The organism is Pseudomonas sp. AK-TSAG1-1, from assembly GCF_056821665.1.
The window spans coordinates 347756-365529 of the sequence record NZ_CM165965.1 but is presented as its reverse complement, the minus strand read 5'-3'; the positions used below and the strand labels follow the sequence as shown (position 1 = coordinate 365529).

Sequence of the window (17774 nt, the reverse complement as noted above, 5' to 3'; positions counted from 1 at the left end):
ATTACCATTCGCGCGTTTGAATTCCCCTACCCTTTCGGATGCGCTCTTCAATGCCTGCCCCGTTCCGCCTCACGCCTGTCACCCTTGGATTGTCTGCCTTTCTGTCCAGCGGTTTTGCTTATTCCGCCACCGAGTTACCCGCCACCGCGATCAGCGCTGAAGAACAAGCCGAAGATCCACGCGTCAAGATCAGCAACACTGCCACCCGCACCTCGACACCGGTGCGTTATGTGCCGCAAGCGATCGACTCGATCAAGACCTCGAACGTCGCCAACTACGGCACCAATGACATCGGCGACGCCTTGAGCGGCATTCCCAACGTCAGCAGCAGCGCCGACACCCGCTTCGACAGCCTGCGCATTCGTGGCTTCGATGCCAGCAACGACTTCTATCTGGACGGCATTCGCGACGACAGCCAATACAAGCGCGACCTGCACAATATCGAGCGGGTCGAAGTGCTCAAAGGCCCGGCGGCGGTGCTCTATGGCCGTGGCAGTCAGGGCGGGATCGTCAACCGCGTGAGCAAAATGCCCGAGTTCGGCCGGCGCTCGACCATCGAAGCCCAAGGCGGCAGCGAAGACTTGCGTAGCCTTTACGCCGACCTCAGCACCGACCCCAGCGAAAACCTCAGCCTGCGCCTGAACATGGGCAATATGGATGAAAACAGCTTCCGCGACGGCGTCAGTGGCAACCGCCAGTTGTTCGCGCCGTCGATGAGCTGGCAACTGACCCCGGACCTGAACTGGCTGGTGCAATATGAATACAGCCGCTACAACCGCACACCGGATCGCGGCATTCCGGGGGTGAACGGCCGCCCGGCCGACGTCGGACGCGACACCACGTACGGCAACGATCACGATTTCATCGACGACAAGGCGCAGTCCCTGCGCTCGAAACTCACCTACGAGATCAACGATAACTGGCAACTGCGCCAGACCCTCGGCGTGTTCAAGCTCGACAGCGATTTCGACAACACCTACCTGACCAACTTCGATCCCAAAACCAACAAGGTTGTCCGTCAGCACTGGCAGCAGGATCTGACCACCCGCAACGTCTACAACAACATCGAGCTGGAAGGCGGTTTCGACACGTTTGGTCTGGAGCATCGCCTGTTGACCGGCATCGAGATCGGTAGCCAGCGCCGCGATCCCAAGCTGTACAACGCTGCAACCGGCAAGACCCCGGGCGCGCAGCCAGTGCCGTCACTTGACCTGTTCAACCCCAACCGCGAGCTGCGCCACACCGGCAGCATGCAGGTATTCAGTGACAGCCACACCGAAGTCGAAAGCCGCGCGGTCTACGTGCAGGACCAATTACGCCTGAATGATCAATGGCAGTTGCTGGCCGGCCTGCGCTACGACACGTTCGATATCGAGTCGACCAACAAGCTCAAGAACATTGCCGAAGATCGCGACAGCCACAGCACCAGCCCGCGCTTGGGGGTTGTCTGGACGCCACTGCAGAATCATTCGTTTTATGCTTCATGGTCCAAGACCTTCTCGCCCGCGGGCGGCGGTTTGATCGGCATCACGCCAGGCGCTGCCGGCAATACCAACGACTTGAGCCCCGAGCTGACCAAACAGAAAGAAATCGGCGTGAAAAGCGACTGGCTCGATGATCGCCTGAGCACCACGCTGGCGGTCTATGACCTGGAACTCTACAACCGCCGCACCAGCGATCCGAATGATCCGACCCTGACGGTCATGACCGGTCTGCAACGTTCGCGCGGCATCGAACTGACCGCAACCGGCAAGCTCGGCGGCAACTGGTACGTGCGCGGTGGCGTCGGCGTACAGGACACGACCATCGAGAAGGACAACAACGGTCTCGAAGGCAAGCGCGTCAACAACGTGGCCAAGCACAACGGCAGTCTGTTCCTGACCTGGAAACCGGAGATGGGCTGGTACGGCGAAACCGGCCTGACCCTGGTCGGCCAGCGTTATGCCGACAACGACAACACCACGGTGCTGCCGGGCTACGGCCGCTGGGACGCGCTGGCAGGCTACCGCTTCAAGGATTGGGATCTGCGCGCAGCGCTGAACAACATCACCGACCGTGAGTACTACGCCTCGGCGACCAGCAAGAATCAGATTCAGCCAGGTGCACCGCGCAGCGTAGTGATGACTGGCACCTACAGTTTCTGATCAGCACAAAACCTGTGGGCGGGGGCTTGCTCCCGAAGGCGTCGAGTCAGGCAACATCATCGTCACTGACTTATCGCATTCGGGAGCAAGCCCCCTCCCACAGGTGCAATGTTCGCAGTGGTTTTGTTCTGTGCAAAAAAAAGCGCCGCCATCCCGGCAGCGCTTTTACCAATCCCTGTTGTTCTTCTTATCCTTCCATCACAGCCCATAATGCTTCCAGTTCGGCCTCGCTGAACAGGCCAGCGGGGTAGCGCTCGATCATCATCCGGCGCGGATCAGGTTCCCTGATCTGACGCGTTCCGTTGGATTTCAAAAAGTGCGCGACAATCTGGAGCGATTCGCCGTTTACGGCCATGGGATGCAACGTCCGCTCGCTGACTACGTTCACTTCGGCGTTCATTTCAGCGCTCTCTCCCCGTTCGTGAGCGGCTAAGTTATCCAAGGTTTATGACAGAACTGTTGAAGTTCCTCCCTCTCCCTAGTGCCCTTTGTCCGATACAAGAGCTATGCCAAGGTTTCCGATTTGTCGACAAGCGGATACAAAAAAGCCCGCGGTCCAACAGGGCCGCGGGCTTCTTTACATGGATAGCGAGCTAATCGTCGCATCGCCGATTTATGAGTCAACTCAAGCTGTTACGTCTCAACTCATTCTTTGTGCGGCGCTGGTTGCTGTTGGGTAAGGCAGTGGATATTGCCGCCGCCCAGTAACAGTTCACGACCCGGCACCATCACCACTTCGTGCTGCGGGAACAGCTTCTGCAGGATGCCCCGTGCCGGGGCATCCATAGGATCGTCGAAGCTTGGCGCGATGATGCCGCCGTTGACGATCAGGAAGTTCACGTAGGAACCGGCCAGGCGCACGGAAGGATTGCGCTCCTGCGTACCGTCGACCGGATCGACACCGGCACACTCTTCTTCAGTGGCGTACAGCGGCCCCGGAATCGGCATCTTGTGCACCGTGAACGGGCGACCCTTGGCGTCGGTGCTGCCTTGCAGCACTTTCATCGCAGCCTGGCAGCGTGGGTAGTTCGGATCCTGCGGATCGTCGGTCCACGCCAGCAGCACTTCGCCCGGGCGCACGTAGCAGCAGAAGTTATCCACATGACCGTCGGTTTCGTCGTTGAACAAGCCATCCAGCAGCCAGATGATTTTATCCACCGACAGATTGTCGCGAAGCACCGCTTCAATCTCTTCGCGGCCCAGGTGCGGGTTGCGATTGTGGTTGAGCAAGCACTCTTCGGTGGTAATCAGCGTGCCTTCGCCGTCAACGTGAATCGAGCCGCCTTCGAGCACGAAACCTTCAGTGCGATAACGCGGGCTGCGTTCGATTTCGAGAATCTTGCCGCCGACCTGCGAGTCACGGTTCCACGGCGAGTACAGGCCGCCTTCAAAGCCCCCCCAGGAATTGAAATCCCAGTTCACCCCGCGCACTTCGCCGCTGTTGTTGATGACAAACGTCGGCCCGGTATCACGCACCCAGGCGTCATCGCTGGACATCTCGACCACGCGGATATTCGGCACATCGAGGCGCGCACGGGCGTTTTCGTACTGGCCGGCCGACACGGCAACGGTCACCGGTTCGAAACGCGCGATAGCCTTGGCCACTGCGACATGCGCAGCTTGCGCCGGCTTGCCGCCCAGGCGCCAGTTGTCCGGGCGCTCGGGCCAGATCATCCAGGTCTGGGTCTGCGGCGCCCACTCGGCCGGCATGTAGAAGCCATCGTCACGCGGGGTACTTTTCAAAGTGGTCATCGGGATCTGAACTCCAGGGCACCGTCGAGGGTTTTCAAAGCAATGCCGACTTTATAACCGATAAATATCGTATTTTAAATGCTTGAATACGCAGAAAGACTAAAAAACTCATATTAATCCCGATACAAATCGAATTAACACTTAATTCCTGTGGGAGCGGGCTTGCTCGCGAAGGCGGCACAGCAGTCGATATCACTTTTGAATGAAAATCGCATTCGCGAGCAAGCCCGCGCCCACAAAAAGCAGCGTTTACAGGCCCTCTTCGAGCACCCGATCCAGCATGTCGACAAAGAAGTCCACGCTGCGGCGCGACGTGACCATCGGCGGTTTGATCTTGAGAATGTTCAGGTCGTCCCCGGTCGGCTGCATGAAAATCCCCAGTTCGCGCAAGCGATCACACAACAGGCTGGTCTCTGCAGTGGCCGGCTCCAGGGTCTCGCGATTGCGGATCAACTCCACGCCCAGATAGAAGCCGGAACCATGCACCGCGCCCACCAGCGGATGTTTATCGATCAACGCTTGCAGACGCGCCTTGAAGTGACCGCCGACCACTTGCGCGTTTTCCCAGAGCTTCTCTTCTTCCATCACATCCAGGACCGCCATGCCGATCTGGCAGCTCACCGGACTGCCACCGGCGGACGAGAAGAAGTAGCCTTCGGCCTCCAGCGCCTCGGCGATTTCCCGGCGCGTGATCACCGCGCCGAGCGGCTGGCCGTTGCCCATGCCCTTGGCCATCGTGATGATATCCGGCACCACACCCTGCTCTTCGAAGCCCCAGAAAAAGTGGCCCATACGCCCGTAACCGACCTGCACTTCATCGGCAATGCACACCCCGCCTTGTGCACGCACCAACGCATAGACCTGTTTCAGATACGTCGGCGGCAGAGAAATACCACCGGCATTGCCGTACACCGGTTCGCAGATGAACCCGGCCAATTGGCGCTCTTGCGCCGCAATATGTGCCAGCCGTGTTTCGACGCTGCGCACATAATCCGGCGCAGAATCAAGACCGCGAAATTCACCGCGATAGATATTCGGCGCGGTCACCGGATGCACCCAGTCAGGACGACTTTCCAGCGCTCGCGGGTTGTCGGCAACCGACGTCGACACCGCATCGGCGCCGACCGTCCAGCCGTGGTAAGCCTCCAGCACGCTGAGCATGTCGCGCCCGCCGCTATAGGCCCACGCCAGACGGATCGCCAAGTCGTTGGCCTCGCTGCCACTGTTGACCAGAAATACTCGGTCCATGCCTTCCGGCGCCAGTTTCAGCAAGCGCTCGGAGAACTCCGCCACCGCTGCATAGTTGAACCGCGAGTTGGTGTTGAGCAGCGACCACTGCCGTGCCGCCACCTGTGCCATGCGCGGATGACCGTGACCGAGTACTGCGACGTTGTTGAGCATGTCGAGGTAGGAGCGGCCCTGCATGTCGATCAGGTGATTGCGCCAGCCGCGTTCGATACGCGGCGGATCAACGTAGTAGTGTTTTTGCGTGCGGGCGAAGCTGGCGTCACGCCGTTCCAGCAAGGTTTTGGCGTCCAGCTCCGGCTCGGCATCGCAGGCCAGGCCCAGCAGCGCCGCTGGCGAGGGGCACAACGCCTGCCACGCAGCCGCGCGCGCCGGACTGCAGAACAAAGGCGCATCCAGCGCGGCTACACGGCTCAACTGCACCTTCAACGGCCCACCGACCAAACCCAGCACCTGACCTTTGACCAGCGCCGCGCCGCTGTGCAGCGAGGCGTTCACGCCCCACAGGCGCACGCTGAACTGTGGCCCATCGAGTTGCAGCACACCGTCCGCCGCGTGATGCAGAACACCGGCAAACGGCGCTTCCACCGCCGAGCCTTGCGGCACACGCAATTCAACGTGCAACGGGAAGGTGTCCGGTTCGACCGCACTGTCCGCTCGCGTCTGCGACAAGCGGTATTGCCCGTAACGACTCGCCGCCAGGCCATGCGCGGCGGCGGCTTCCGTCAGCAGCCGCTGATCGATGCCGTCCTGCTCCCAGTTGCCCGCCTCGAAATGCGGACTGAGCACACCCAGGTCGATCAACGCGAACTCACGTCCGACCAGCTCTGGCAACAGCGGCGCAAAACCTTCACTGCCGATGGCCGGCAGACGCTGGCCGACTGACGTGAGGATCGCCGCTTCCATCAACGCCAGTGGCACCGAAGTGGCCACGTGGAAGATCTCCCACTCGTGGCCGAGGTTGTCGCGACTGTAGGTGTTGCCCGGATCGATGCTGACTTGCTGCTCGCCACTGAGTACCAGCACCGCCGCCCGCGCCACGATCAACGGCCACAGTGCCTGCAACTCTTCATGTTGCAGCGGATTGACCGCGTGATAGGCCTGCACCGCCGGCAGAATCACGAACGGATCACCGCCGGCATGGTGCAGCAGCGCCGCGCACGTCACCGACAGATCGGTGATGCGCCAGGTGCGCACCAGATCACCGAAATCGATCACCCCCTGCAACTGCCAGTGGCGTCGCGCATCCCGTTGCCAGACGGCGTTATCGTCAGTGATGTCCATGTGAATCGCCTGCACCGGCAGCTTGTCCAGCAATGGCTGCAAGCGGCGCTCGGCCTGTTCGGCGGCGTCAGCGATCAATGCGCGCTGGCGCTCGTCCTGAATCACCGGCAGCAGATGGTTGATCAGCGCACTGGCGTGACGTGCATCCCACTGCAGGGTGCGCTCAAGACCCGGATGGTCGAAGCCGGCCAGCGCCAGATCCATCTCGCCACACAGTTGACCGAAACCGGCCACCACCTCGTGACCCAGATACTCAAGATGGGTCAGCGGCTGGCCTTCGATGTAGTCCAGCAACCGCACGTGTACCGGCTCACCGTTGGCCTGCAGCGACAGCAGGTCGTCGCCGTTATGGGCCGGGATCACCTTGGGTACGTGCACCGACGAGTGTTCGGCGAGGTATTTGAGACCCGCATGCTGGGCCTGCAGTTCCACCAGCGCGTAATCGCCGCGGCAGATTTTCAGGACAAAGCGCCCACGCTCACTGTCGACCCGATAATTGAGATCCTGCTGACTGCCCAGCGCCTGCAACGTGCCACTGAGTCCGTAATGCTCCGCCAACCACTGCCGGGCCAACGCCTCGCAGACCTGTGGACTGGGCAAGCTGGCGCGATGAATCAACGTGGCGAGCGGCATGAAACGACCCCTGAAATTTTATTAGGCGTCTATATCGCCATTGCTGCAGAGGATGCGCAACCCCCGATCACGGTTATTCAAGCACTCGCATCCGCCAGCGCTTTGCGCAAGAATGTCGGCCATTCATACCTATCTGGAAAAATCTCATGAATGTAATCACCACCGATCTGCCCGGTGTTCTGATCATCGAACCCAAGGTATTTGGTGACGAGCGCGGCTTCTTCTACGAGAGCTTCAACGCCAAGGCATTCCAGGATGCAACCGGTCTGGACACTCAATTCGTCCAGGACAACCATTCGCGCTCGCAAAAAGGCGTGTTGCGCGGCCTGCATTACCAACTGCAGAACACCCAGGGCAAACTGGTCCGGGTAACCGCAGGTGAAGTGCTGGATGTGGCCGTGGATATCCGCCGCAGCTCGCCGCACTTCGGCAAATGGGTTGCCGTGCGCCTCTCCGCCGAAAACCACCGTCAACTGTGGGTCCCGGAAGGTTTCGCCCATGGTTTCGTGGTGCTGAGCGAGTTCGCCGAATTCCTCTACAAGACCACCAACTACTACGATCCATCGTCCGAGCGCAGCATTCGCTGGGACGATCCCGCTTTGGGCATTGACTGGCAACTGGACGAAGCGCCGAAGCTGTCGGCCAAGGACCAGGCTGGCGCACTGCTCAAGGACGCTGACGTCTTCGCCTGAGCCTAGGCATAATGCGCCTGTTCACTCAGGCGCATCCGGCTCATGAAACCTACTCTTCCCCGCAGACCCCGCTGGCGCAGCCTCGCCCTGCTGGCCCTGTGCCTGGCGCCGTTGCTGTGGCCGCTGGAACATCTGGCCGAGCGCTATTACCGCAGTGAACTGGCCGGGCAAAACCGCCAGACCCTCGACCTCTACGTTGCCAACCTGCTGGGCACCCTGCATCGCTATGAAGTGTTGCCGCAGATTCTCGGCGATCTGCCGGCCCTGCGCGCCGTACTCGGCGCACCGGACGACGGCGTCACCCAAGGCAATGCCAACCGCCTGCTGAAAAACATCGCCGCGCAGACCGGTGCCGAAGTCATGTACCTGATGGACACCAGCGGCCAGACCCTTGCGGCGTCGAACTGGGATAAACACGACAGCTTCGTCGGGCGCAACTTCGCCTTCCGTCCGTACTTCAGCGAAGCCATGGCCGGACGCCTGGGACGCTTCTTCGGCCTCGGTACCACCTCGGCCAAGCGCGGTTACTTCTTCGCCGCAGCGGTGCGCAACGGCGAAAAAATCATCGGCGTGCTGGTGATCAAAGTCGACCTCGACCACACCGAAAGCCTGTGGGGCAAAACCCCGGAACAACTGCTGGTGACCGACCACAACGGCGTGGTCATTCTCACCTCGCGCCCGGAATGGCGCTTCCGTTCGACCCGCACCCTGAGCGACACCGAGCGTTCGGCAATCACCGCCATCCAGCCCTATCCAACCCGCGAGCCGCGCCCGCTGAACCTCAGCCCCAACGCCTGGCTGACGCAGACCGTGAACATCGCCGAAACCGGCTGGAGCGTCAGCATTCTCGCCCCCCGCACGTTGATCGATCGTCCGGTGCGCACCGTTGTGGCGATTGGCGGCGCCACGCTGTTGGTCGTGATGCTGTTGCTCGGATTGATGATGCAGCGCCGTCGGCATTACCTGGAGCGTATCGCGTTCGAAGCCAAGGCCCGTCGCGAACTGGAAGGCCGGGTCGCCGAGCGGACCAGCGATCTGGAAGGCCTCAACCGCCGCCTCAAGCAGGAAGTGCTGGAGCGCGAGCAGGCCCAGCAGGAACTGGTGCGCGCCCAGGACGATCTGGTCCAGGCCGGCAAACTGTCGGCGCTGGGCACCATGTCGGCGAGCATCAGCCACGAACTCAATCAGCCACTGGCGGCGATTCGCAGCTACGCCGAAAACGCCGAAGTGCTGCTCGATCATCAACGCACCGACGACGCCCGTGGCAACCTCAAACTGATCAGTGAACTGACCGGGCGCATGGCCTCGATCATCGCCCACTTGCGCGCTTTCGCCCGCCGCGACCGCCATGCCCCGGAAAGCGTCGCCCTGCAACCGGCGCTGGACGATGCGCTGGCGTTGTTGGCCAAGCGGCGCCGGAGCATGGAGGTCGAACTGATCCGCGACCTGCCCGCCGCCACCCTGTGGGTCGAAGCCGGAGAAACCCGTCTGCGCCAGGTGCTCGGCAACCTGCTGGCCAACGCCCTCGATGCGCTGACCGAAAAAGGCCCGCCGCGCAAACTCTGGCTGAGTGCCGAATCCACCGCCGAAGGCGTCAATCTGTACATTCGCGACAACGGCCCGGGGTTCTGCATGGAAGCCCTTGGCCGCGCGAGCGAGCCCTTCTACACCACCAAGACCCGCACCCAGGGCCTCGGGCTGGGGCTGGCCATCTGTGAAACCCTGATGCGCGCCTTCGGTGGTGAACTGTCGTTCGCCAACCACAAGCAAGGCGGCGCCTTGATCACCCTGCGGCTGCGCGCTGGCGCACCCGGGGTCAGCCTGCAACCGTCCGAGGATCGAAGTGCATGACCATCGACAATCGCATTCAGGTGGTGTTGATCGACGACGATCCGCACCTGCGTCAGGCCCTCGGCCAGACCCTGGACCTGGCCGGCCTGAAAATCCTCCCGCTGTCCGAGGCCAAAGGCCTGGCCGGGCAACTGGAGCGTGACTGGCCCGGTGTGGTGGTCAGCGACATCCGCATGCCAGGCATGGACGGTCTGGAGCTGTTGAGCGAACTGCACGCGCAGGATCCCGAGCTGCCAGTGCTGCTGATCACCGGTCACGGTGATGTGCCGCTGGCGGTGCAAGCGATGCGTGCCGGCGCCTATGATTTTCTGGAAAAACCGTTCGCCAGCGATGCGCTGCTCGACAGCGTGCGCCGCGCCCTGGCCCTGCGCCGGCTGGTGCTGGACAATCGCAGCCTGCGTCTGGCCCTCAGCGATCGCAACGAATTGAGCGCACGACTGGTCGGCCATTCGGCGCCGATGTTGCGCCTGCGCGAGCAGATCGGGGCGTTGGCCGCGACCAAGGCTGACGTGTTGATCCTCGGTGAAACCGGCGCCGGCAAAGAAGTCGTGGCCCGTGCGCTGCACGATTTGTCGAGCCGGCGCAACGGCCCGTTCGTGGCGATCAACGCCGGGGCACTGGCTGAATCGGTGGTCGAAAGCGAGCTGTTCGGACATGAGCCAGGCGCCTTCACCGGTGCGCAGAAACGCCGGATCGGCAAGTTCGAATTCGCCAACGGCGGCACGCTGTTTCTCGACGAAATCGAAAGCATGAGCATGGACGTGCAGGTAAAACTGCTGCGCATGCTGCAAGAGCGCGTCGTCGAACGGCTGGGCGGCAATCAACTGATCCCGCTGGACATCCGCGTCATCGCCGCGACCAAGGAAGACCTGCGTCAGGCCGCCGACCAGGGCCGCTTCCGCGCCGACTTATACTACCGATTGAACGTTGCGCCGCTGCGCATTCCGCCGCTGCGCGAACGCGGCGAAGACGCGCTGGTGCTGTTCCAGCATTACGCCGATGAAGCCAGCGCCCGGCATGGCTTGCCGCCTCATGAACTGCAACCGGCACAGCGCGCCCTGTTACTGCGCCACACCTGGCCGGGCAACGTGCGCGAACTGCAGAACGCTGCCGAGCGTTTCGCCCTCGGTCTGGAACTGGCGCTGGATAACAGTGGCGCCGAGGGCAGCGGCACCAGCGTTGAAGTCATCAGCGGTGGCCTGAGCGAGCAAGTGGAAAATTTCGAGAAATCATTGATCGCCGCCGAGTTGGCGCGCTCCCACAGTTCGGTACGCAGCCTCGCCGAAGCCCTGGGCATACCGCGCAAGACCCTGCACGACAAGCTGCGCAAGCACGGCTTGAACTTTGCCGACAGTGGCGCCCAGGGAGACGAAGCCGAATGAACCGCGACACTCGCTATCTGGAGTCCGTGCTGCATCACGATATTCCGCTGACCCGCGAGATGGGCCTCAAGGTACTCGACTGGCGTGAGCAACAGCTGCGCCTGCACTTGCCGCTGGAGCCGAACGTCAATCACAAGAGCACCATGTTCGGCGGCAGCCTCTACTGCGGCGCGGTGCTGGCGGGTTGGGGCTGGCTGCATTTGCGCCTCAAGGAAGCAGGCATCACAGACGGGCACATTGTGATCCAGGAAGGGCAGATCAGTTATCCACTGCCAGTGACCGGCGACGCCACGGCCATTTGCCTGGCACCGGAGGCGGCAGTGTGGAAGAAGTTTCTGGCGATGTATCAGCGCTACGGGCGGGCGCGATTGACGCTCCATACGCGGATCGTCAATGCCGGGAGTGATGAAGATGCGGTGACATTCAGCGGGCAGTATGTTCTGCACCGCTGACGGTCAACAGCCCCCAACCCTCTCCCTTGGAGAGGGTTGGGGTGAGGGGAACCGAGAGTCAGCCTGCTTAACCTCGGGCCAGCTCCAACAGTCTTGCGCGCCACGCCGCCTTCGCTGGCAACGCCAGAAAGAACTCATTGCGCAACGACTCACGCGGCGGATAACAGAACGCTTCGCCCCGCAGATCCACCACTTCACCACCCGCACCCTCCAGCACGCCCTGGGCGGCCGCAGTGTCCCATTGCGAAGTCGGCGCCAGTCGCGGATAACAATCGGCGGCACCTTCAGCCAGCAGGCAGAACTTCAGCGAGCTGCCAATGTTCGCCAATTGCAGTTCGCCCAGGCTGGCACCGAGACCCGCGAGCAGACGCTCCTGCTCCGGGCTGGAATGCCGACGGCTGGCGACCACGGTGAACGCTTCACCCGGCGCAAGCACATCACGCACCTGAATCGCGACCGGCGTTGCGCCCTTGTCGCCGCGCCAGGCGCCGAGTCCGGCACCGCCCACATAGAACCGGCCATTGGTTGGCATCGACACCACACCAAACACCACCCGACCGTTTTCGATCAGCGCGATGTTGACGGTGAATTCTTCACTGCCGCTGATGAACTCCTTGGTGCCATCCAGCGGATCTACCAGCCACCAGCGCTGCCACCCGGCACGCACGCTCTGCGGGATGTCGGCGTCTTCCTCGGAAAGAATCGGGATGCTGGAATCCAGCGCGGTAAGTCCGGCCACGATCACATGGTGCGCGGCGATATCCGCCGCCGTCACCGGTGAATCATCGGACTTCGCGGTGACTTCAACACCGGCGCGCCAAAACGGCAGGATCGCCTCGCCAGCCTGCAATGCCAGCTCAATCACCGGCGCCATCAACAGATGGGGAAAATTCATCGACGTCTCTCTCATGCCTGAAAGAACCCGCGCTGCGTCAGCAGATCACGGGCCAGATACAGTGCCGCCAAGGCACGACCTTCAGTAAATTGCGGATTTTGCGCCAGCGCCGAAAGATCGCGCAGGTTGACCTTGTCGACCCGCATCGGCTCGGGCTCGTCGCCCTCCAGACGTTCTTCATACAGGTCGGTGGCCAGCACCACCTGGATTTTCTGGCTCATGTAACCGGGCGACAGCGACAGCTCGGTCAGATGCTCCAGTTGGCGGGCGCCAAAACCGGCCTCTTCCTTGAGCTCGCGCTCGGCCGCTGCCAGCACATCCTCACCCGGCTCGATCAAGCCTTTGGGCAGGGACAGCTCGTATTCATCAGTGCCGCCGCAGTATTCCTCGACCAGCACTGCGTGATCGCTGTCGAGCATCGCCACGATCATCACCGCGCCATAACCCGCGCCTTTGCCGACCAGCCGCTCGTAGGTGCGCTCCACGCCGTTGGAAAAACGCAGCTTCAGTTCTTCGACGCAAAACAGGCGACTGGTGGCGACGATCTCGCGGGCGAGTACAGTGGGTTTCTGGCGCATGCAAAGCTCCTTGGCGTGAACGCGCTACTATAACGCGGCTTTCCCGATTGTTAGTGTCGGATATCTTTCTACCGCTCGAGACGTTGCCATGCCTTCTTTACCCTGGTCTGACATCGATACCGTCCTGCTGGACATGGACGGTACGCTGCTGGACCTGCACTTCGACAACCATTTCTGGCTGGAACACCTGCCCCAACGCTACGCCGAGCTGCACGGTGTCAGTCGGGCCATGGCCGACATGGAGTTGCAGCCACTGTTCGAGCGCCATGCCGGTCAGTTGCAGTGGTATTGCCTGGATTTCTGGAGCACCGAGCTGAAACTCTCGGTGCGTGAACTGAAACTGGAAACCGCGCACCTGATCGCCCTGCGTCCTGATGCCGACACGTTTCTGCAAGCGATCAAACAGGCAGGCAAACGGGTGATCATGATCACCAACGCGCACCGTGACTCGCTGTCGCTGAAACTGGAGCGGATCGAACTGGCGCCGTACTTCGAGCGGTTGATCAGCTCCCATGATTACGGTTTCCCCAAGGAGAATCCGCAGTTCTGGGATGCCTTGCAGGCAGATATCGATTTTGATCCGGCGCGCAGCCTGTTCATCGACGACACGTTGCCGATCCTGCGCAGTGCGCGGCATTTCGGTGTGGGGCATCTGCTGGCGGTCAAAGAGCCGGACAGCCGCAAAGGGCCGAAGGACACTGCCGAGTTTGCGGCGGTCGAGGATTATCGGGAGTTGATTATCGGGCTCTGAGACCGGGTTGGCCCCTTTGCGAGCAGGCTCGATCCCACATTGAAATGCCGTCCGATGTGGGAGCGAGCCTGCTCGCGAAGCGGTTTCGAGGCTTACTCAGGAATACGCAGTGTCTGCCCAGGATAGATCTTGTTCACATCCTTGAGCATCGGTTTGTTGGCTTCGAAAATCTTGTTGTACTGGTTGGCATTGCCATACACCGCCAGGGAAATCGCGCTGAGGGTGTCGCCCTTTTTAACCACGACAAAACGTGCCGCAGCCACCACCGGACCCGACACGGTGATCTGATCATCAACGCTGCCCACGCCTTCAATATTACCCACCGCCAGCAGAATCTTTTCCTTCTCCTCCTGACTCGCGACTTCACCGGTAACCGTGACCTTGTCGCCGTCCACAGTCGCCTGAACATTCGGATTGCCCAACCCGACCTTGCTGATATGTTCCTTCAACTGCTCGCTGGCATTGGCGTTGCCCGGGGTCAGCAGGTCGATCAATTTTTCGCCGGCTTCTTTCACAAAGCTGAAAATACTCATAGCGCACACTCCTTGATTTGGGTTCCAGACGCCCAAGCCTAGACCACGCCAAACAAACGCGGTTCCTGACCGACCAATGACCCACCTGCCTGCGGGGCCTGCCCCACAGCAGCTGTTGCCGCGGATCAATTGTTACAAGCTGTGCACGGTGGTCCGGAAAAACGCATCCATCCCCGGCGCCTGCAACCGATCGAGAACGCCCAGAGCCTCGCGCCACCGGGCCTCATCCTGCGTCGTCGCGCCCCTATTCGGTGTTGGCCGCAGCCGGTATCGACAGCCGCTTGATCGACGGCATCTATCAATAGATCGACAGTAGCGATTAGACGCGACAAGTTGCCGCGCCTAGTCTTAGCGTTGATCAATCCGTCGGTGATGCCATGAACGCCAAGCGCCCAGCCTGCGCGGCGCCTGCACTCGAAACGCCCGCGCCCGCCGCCAGCCAGACTTACAGCTACAGTGACCTGCCCCTCGTGGAATCGGCCAGCACCGCGCTCGCCGAGGAAGTCGCGCTGGCGATTGCCTACAATGGCATCAGCCAGGCGGTGATGCTGGTGACCCCAACGGATCTGGAAGACTTCATTGTCGGCTTCAGTCTCGGCAGTGGCATCATCGAAGACGCCACTGACATTTATGACCTGCAACTGACCGGCGCGGGCTCGGCGCAATACGCGCAAGTGACCATCGCCAATCGCGCGTTCTGGAATCTCAAGCAACAGCGTCGGCAACTGGCCGGCACCAGTGGTTGCGGGCTGTGCGGCGTCGAGGCGGTGGAGCAGGCATTGCCCGACCTCAAGGTGTTGCCCGGCGCACCGTTGCCGCCTGCGGCATGGCTCGATGGCCTGCGCCAGCGCATCGGCGCGTTCCAGCCACTCGGTCAGCACTGCGGCGCCGTACACGCGGCGGTGTTCATGAACGCCAGCGGTGAATTGCTGCTGGGCCGCGAAGACATCGGCCGGCACAACGCACTCGACAAGCTGATCGGCGGCCTGATCCGCCAGAAGATATCCACAGACGGCGGCGTGGCGATTGTCACCAGTCGTTGCAGCCTCGAATTGATCCAGAAAGTCCTGCGCGCCGGCATCCAGACCCTGGTCAGCCTGTCCGCACCCACGGGCCTTGCCGTGCAATGGGCCCGTCGCCACAACCTCAATCTCATCCACCTGCCGCAGAAGAATGCGCCGCGGGTCTACAGCCCAGCGATGGAGAATCAAGCGTGAGCCAACATCATCAAGCCGACCAGAAACCCGTCCCGCGCTACAAACCCTACAAGGGTGCCGCCGGTGGCTGGGGTGCCCTGATCAGTGTGGCCCAGGCCTGGTTGACCAGCGATAACGCGCTGAAGAACCTGCGCATGATGCTCAAGACCAACCAGAACGGCGGCTTCGACTGCCCGGGCTGCGCGTGGGGCGATTCGCCGGAAAGCGGCATGGTCAAGTTCTGCGAGAACGGCGCCAAAGCGGTGAACTGGGAAGCGACCAAGCGTCGGGTGGACAGCAAGTTCTTCGCCAAACACAGCGTGACCTCGCTGCTGGAGCAGAGCGACTACTGGCTCGAATACCAGGGCCGTCTGACCGAGCCGATGGTCTACGACGCTCAGACCGACCGCTACAAACCCATCGCCTGGGACGACGCCTTTGCTCTGATCGGCAAGCACCTGCAAGCGCTGTCGAGCCCGGATCAGGCCGAGTTCTACACCTCGGGCCGGGCCAGCAACGAAGCGGCGTACCTGTACCAACTGTTCGTGCGCGCCTACGGCACCAACAACTTCCCCGACTGCTCGAACATGTGCCACGAGGCCAGCGGTGTGGCGTTGGCGCAGAGCGTTGGCGTCGGCAAGGGCACCGTGACCTTCGATGACTTCGAACACGCTGACGCGATTTTCGTCTGGGGCCAGAACCCCGGCACCAACCATCCACGGATGCTTGAACCACTGCGTGAAGCGGTGAAACGCGGCGCGCAAGTGGTGTGCGTCAACCCGCTGAAGGAACGTGGCCTGGAACGTTTCCAGCACCCGCAGCACCCGATCGAAATGCTCACCAACGGTGACAAGCCGACCAACACTGCGTATTTCCGGCCAGCGCTGGGCGGCGACATGGCGCTGCTGCGCGGCATGGCCAAATTCCTTCTGCAATGGGAGCGCGATGCGCAGAAGGCTGGCGCCCCGGCGGTGTTTGATCACGATTTCCTCAATGCCCACAGCGCCAACGTGCTGGAGTATCTGGGCGTGGTCGACGATACGCCGTGGGAGCAGATCGTTGCTCAATCCGGCCTGACCCTGGTCGAGATCGAGCAAGCGGCGCGCATGTACGCCAAGGGCAAGAACGTGATCATGTGCTGGGCGATGGGCATCACCCAGCATCGCCATTCGGTACCGACCATCCAGGAAATCGCCAACCTGATGCTGCTGCGCGGCAACATCGGCAAGCCCGGCGCTGGCCTGTGCCCGGTACGCGGCCACAGTAACGTGCAGGGCGACCGCACCATGGGCATCAACGAGCGTCCGCCGGTGGCGTTCCTCGATTCCCTCGAACGCCGCTTCCAGTTCAAGGTGCCACGTGACAACGGTCACAACGTGGTCGAAGCGATCCACGCCATGGCCGAGGGCCGCGCCAAGGTCTTCATCGGTCTGGGTGGCAACTTCGCCCAGGCCACGCCAGACAGCCCGCGTACCTTCGCGGCGCTGAGCAACTGCGACCTGACCGTGCAGATCAGCACCAAGCTCAACCGCAGCCATCTGGCCCACGGCAAAGACGCCTTGATCCTGCCGTGCCTGGGTCGTACCGACATCGATATCCAGACCGAAGGCCCGCAAGCGGTTACCGTGGAAGACTCCTTCAGCATGGTTCACGCCTCCAACGGCCAGTTGCAGCCGCTGTCGAACCAGATGCGCTCGGAACCGGCGATCATCGCCGGCATTGCCGCCGCCACGCTGGGCAGCAAACCGGTGGACTGGAACTGGCTGGTGGCCGATTACGGGCGTATTCGCGACCTGATCGCCGACACCATTCCAGGCTTCAGGGACTTCAACGAAAAGGTCAAGAACCCGGGCGGGTTCTACCTCGGCAACAGTGCCGGCGCGCGCAAGTGGAACACTCCGTCGGGCCGGGCCAATTTCCGCGCGAACATGCTGCCCAAAGACCTGGTGCACGAGCGCACCCGCGCCACCGGGCAACTGCCGGACCTGATTCTGCAATCGATGCGCTCCCACGACCAGTACAACACCACGATCTATGGCCTTGACGACCGTTACCGTGGGGTAAAAGGCCAGCGCGATGTGCTGTTCGCCAACGAGGCCGACATCATTCGCCTGGGCTTCCGACCAGGGCAGAAGGCCGACATCGTGTCGCTGTGGGACGATGGTCGCGAGCGTCGGGTGAAGGGCTTCACCTTGCTGGCGTTTGATATTCCAGCGGGGCAGGCGGCGGCGTATTACCCGGAAGTGAATCCGCTGGTGCCGCTCGAAAGCACAGGGGATGGCAGCCATACGCCGACGTCGAAGTTCATCGCGATCCGTCTTGAGGCGGCGAGTGAGACTGGGCTGATCATGGCCAAATCCGCGTAATGCGGTCTCTGGACTGAACC

The 17774-nt window shown here is 61.7% G+C and carries 14 protein-coding genes; 8 read left to right on the top strand and 6 right to left on the bottom strand.

Going from position 1 to position 17774, the window contains the following annotated elements:
* Positions 1 to 50 precede the first annotated feature (50 nt).
* The gene (locus AC1UK9_RS01575; RefSeq protein ID WP_482579122.1) at positions 51 to 2144 is read left to right on the top strand and encodes a TonB-dependent receptor; all 2094 of its coding nucleotides are present in this window, start codon (positions 51 to 53) and stop codon (positions 2142 to 2144) included.
* A 187-nt stretch (positions 2145 to 2331) separates the two neighbouring features.
* Here AC1UK9_RS01575 and AC1UK9_RS01570 read toward each other — a convergent pair whose 3' ends face one another.
* The 3 genes from AC1UK9_RS01570 to AC1UK9_RS01560 form a co-directional block, all read right to left on the bottom strand.
* A complete protein-coding gene (locus tag AC1UK9_RS01570) occupies positions 2332 to 2544 on the bottom strand; it encodes a hypothetical protein (RefSeq protein ID WP_007961849.1) in 213 nt (70 codons plus the stop codon).
* 245 nt (positions 2545 to 2789) lie between these two features.
* Positions 2790 to 3896, bottom strand: a complete 1107-nt coding sequence (aguA, locus tag AC1UK9_RS01565; RefSeq protein WP_482579120.1) for an agmatine deiminase — start codon at positions 3894 to 3896, stop codon at positions 2790 to 2792.
* A gap of 249 nt (positions 3897 to 4145) precedes the next feature.
* Entirely contained in the window at positions 4146 to 7058 is a 2913-nt protein-coding gene (locus AC1UK9_RS01560; protein WP_482579118.1) for an aminotransferase, read from the bottom strand.
* Between the two features lie 146 nt (positions 7059 to 7204).
* On the opposite strand from AC1UK9_RS01560, the gene rfbC reads away from it, so the two are divergent.
* The 4 genes from rfbC to AC1UK9_RS01540 are packed head-to-tail and all read left to right on the top strand — an operon-like array spanning position 7205 to position 11435.
* Positions 7205 to 7750, top strand: a complete 546-nt coding sequence (gene rfbC, locus AC1UK9_RS01555; protein WP_025110961.1) for a dTDP-4-dehydrorhamnose 3,5-epimerase — start codon at positions 7205 to 7207, stop codon at positions 7748 to 7750.
* A gap of 42 nt (positions 7751 to 7792) precedes the next feature.
* The gene (locus AC1UK9_RS01550) at positions 7793 to 9601 is read left to right on the top strand and encodes a sensor histidine kinase (RefSeq protein ID WP_025110962.1); all 1809 of its coding nucleotides are present in this window, start codon (positions 7793 to 7795) and stop codon (positions 9599 to 9601) included.
* Positions 9598 to 10983: a sigma-54-dependent transcriptional regulator gene (locus AC1UK9_RS01545; protein WP_473014171.1), complete on the top strand. Its 1386-nt coding sequence runs from the start codon at positions 9598 to 9600 to the stop codon at positions 10981 to 10983. The genes AC1UK9_RS01550 and AC1UK9_RS01545 overlap by 4 nt, the downstream gene beginning before the upstream one ends.
* Complete coding sequence (locus AC1UK9_RS01540; protein ID WP_482579116.1) at positions 10980 to 11435, top strand: thioesterase domain-containing protein; 456 nt, start codon at positions 10980 to 10982, stop codon at positions 11433 to 11435. The genes AC1UK9_RS01545 and AC1UK9_RS01540 overlap by 4 nt, the downstream gene beginning before the upstream one ends.
* A gap of 67 nt (positions 11436 to 11502) precedes the next feature.
* Here the strand turns inward: AC1UK9_RS01540 and cysQ are convergent, their stop codons facing one another.
* Together cysQ and nudE are read right to left on the bottom strand one after the other, a co-directional pair.
* Positions 11503 to 12330 carry a 3'(2'),5'-bisphosphate nucleotidase CysQ gene (gene cysQ, locus AC1UK9_RS01535; RefSeq protein WP_482579114.1) on the bottom strand — a complete coding sequence of 276 codons (828 nt, stop codon included), beginning with the start codon at positions 12328 to 12330 and terminating at the stop codon, positions 11503 to 11505.
* Between the two features lie 11 nt (positions 12331 to 12341).
* Positions 12342 to 12908 (bottom strand): ADP compounds hydrolase NudE, encoded by a 567-nt coding sequence (nudE, locus tag AC1UK9_RS01530; protein WP_025110966.1) that lies wholly within the window; start codon positions 12906 to 12908, stop codon positions 12342 to 12344.
* A gap of 88 nt (positions 12909 to 12996) precedes the next feature.
* On the opposite strand from nudE, the gene yrfG reads away from it, so the two are divergent.
* Positions 12997 to 13659 (top strand): GMP/IMP nucleotidase, encoded by a 663-nt coding sequence (gene yrfG / locus AC1UK9_RS01525; protein WP_025110967.1) that lies wholly within the window; start codon positions 12997 to 12999, stop codon positions 13657 to 13659.
* A gap of 92 nt (positions 13660 to 13751) precedes the next feature.
* On the opposite strand, the gene lysM is transcribed toward yrfG, so the two are convergent.
* Positions 13752 to 14192 (bottom strand): peptidoglycan-binding protein LysM, encoded by a 441-nt coding sequence (lysM, locus tag AC1UK9_RS01520; protein ID WP_473014167.1) that lies wholly within the window; start codon positions 14190 to 14192, stop codon positions 13752 to 13754.
* A gap of 377 nt (positions 14193 to 14569) precedes the next feature.
* Between lysM and fdhD the strand changes: the two genes are divergently transcribed.
* A complete protein-coding gene (fdhD, locus tag AC1UK9_RS01515) occupies positions 14570 to 15409 on the top strand; it encodes a formate dehydrogenase accessory sulfurtransferase FdhD (RefSeq protein WP_025110969.1) in 840 nt (279 codons plus the stop codon).
* Complete coding sequence (locus tag AC1UK9_RS01510) at positions 15406 to 17754, top strand: FdhF/YdeP family oxidoreductase (protein WP_025110970.1); 2349 nt, start codon at positions 15406 to 15408, stop codon at positions 17752 to 17754. The genes fdhD and AC1UK9_RS01510 overlap by 4 nt, the downstream gene beginning before the upstream one ends.
* Positions 17755 to 17774 lie beyond the last annotated feature (20 nt).

Excerpts from the sequence above, each read along its gene's own strand:
- AC1UK9_RS01575 (WP_482579122.1), top strand. The coding sequence starts at position 51 with ATGCCTGCCCCGTTCCGCCTCACGCCTGTCACCCTTGGATTGTCTGCC.
- AC1UK9_RS01570 (WP_007961849.1), bottom strand. The coding sequence starts at position 2,544 with ATGAACGCCGAAGTGAACGTAGTCAGCGAGCGGACGTTGCATCCCATG.
- aguA (WP_482579120.1), bottom strand. The coding sequence starts at position 3,896 with ATGACCACTTTGAAAAGTACCCCGCGTGACGATGGCTTCTACATGCCG.
- AC1UK9_RS01560 (WP_482579118.1), bottom strand. The coding sequence starts at position 7,058 with ATGCCGCTCGCCACGTTGATTCATCGCGCCAGCTTGCCCAGTCCACAG.
- rfbC (WP_025110961.1), top strand. The coding sequence starts at position 7,205 with ATGAATGTAATCACCACCGATCTGCCCGGTGTTCTGATCATCGAACCC.
- AC1UK9_RS01550 (WP_025110962.1), top strand. The coding sequence starts at position 7,793 with ATGAAACCTACTCTTCCCCGCAGACCCCGCTGGCGCAGCCTCGCCCTG.
- AC1UK9_RS01545 (WP_473014171.1), top strand. The coding sequence starts at position 9,598 with ATGACCATCGACAATCGCATTCAGGTGGTGTTGATCGACGACGATCCG.
- AC1UK9_RS01540 (WP_482579116.1), top strand. The coding sequence starts at position 10,980 with ATGAACCGCGACACTCGCTATCTGGAGTCCGTGCTGCATCACGATATT.
- cysQ (WP_482579114.1), bottom strand. The coding sequence starts at position 12,330 with ATGAATTTTCCCCATCTGTTGATGGCGCCGGTGATTGAGCTGGCATTG.
- nudE (WP_025110966.1), bottom strand. The coding sequence starts at position 12,908 with ATGCGCCAGAAACCCACTGTACTCGCCCGCGAGATCGTCGCCACCAGT.
- yrfG (WP_025110967.1), top strand. The coding sequence starts at position 12,997 with ATGCCTTCTTTACCCTGGTCTGACATCGATACCGTCCTGCTGGACATG.
- lysM (WP_473014167.1), bottom strand. The coding sequence starts at position 14,192 with ATGAGTATTTTCAGCTTTGTGAAAGAAGCCGGCGAAAAATTGATCGAC.
- fdhD (WP_025110969.1), top strand. The coding sequence starts at position 14,570 with ATGAACGCCAAGCGCCCAGCCTGCGCGGCGCCTGCACTCGAAACGCCC.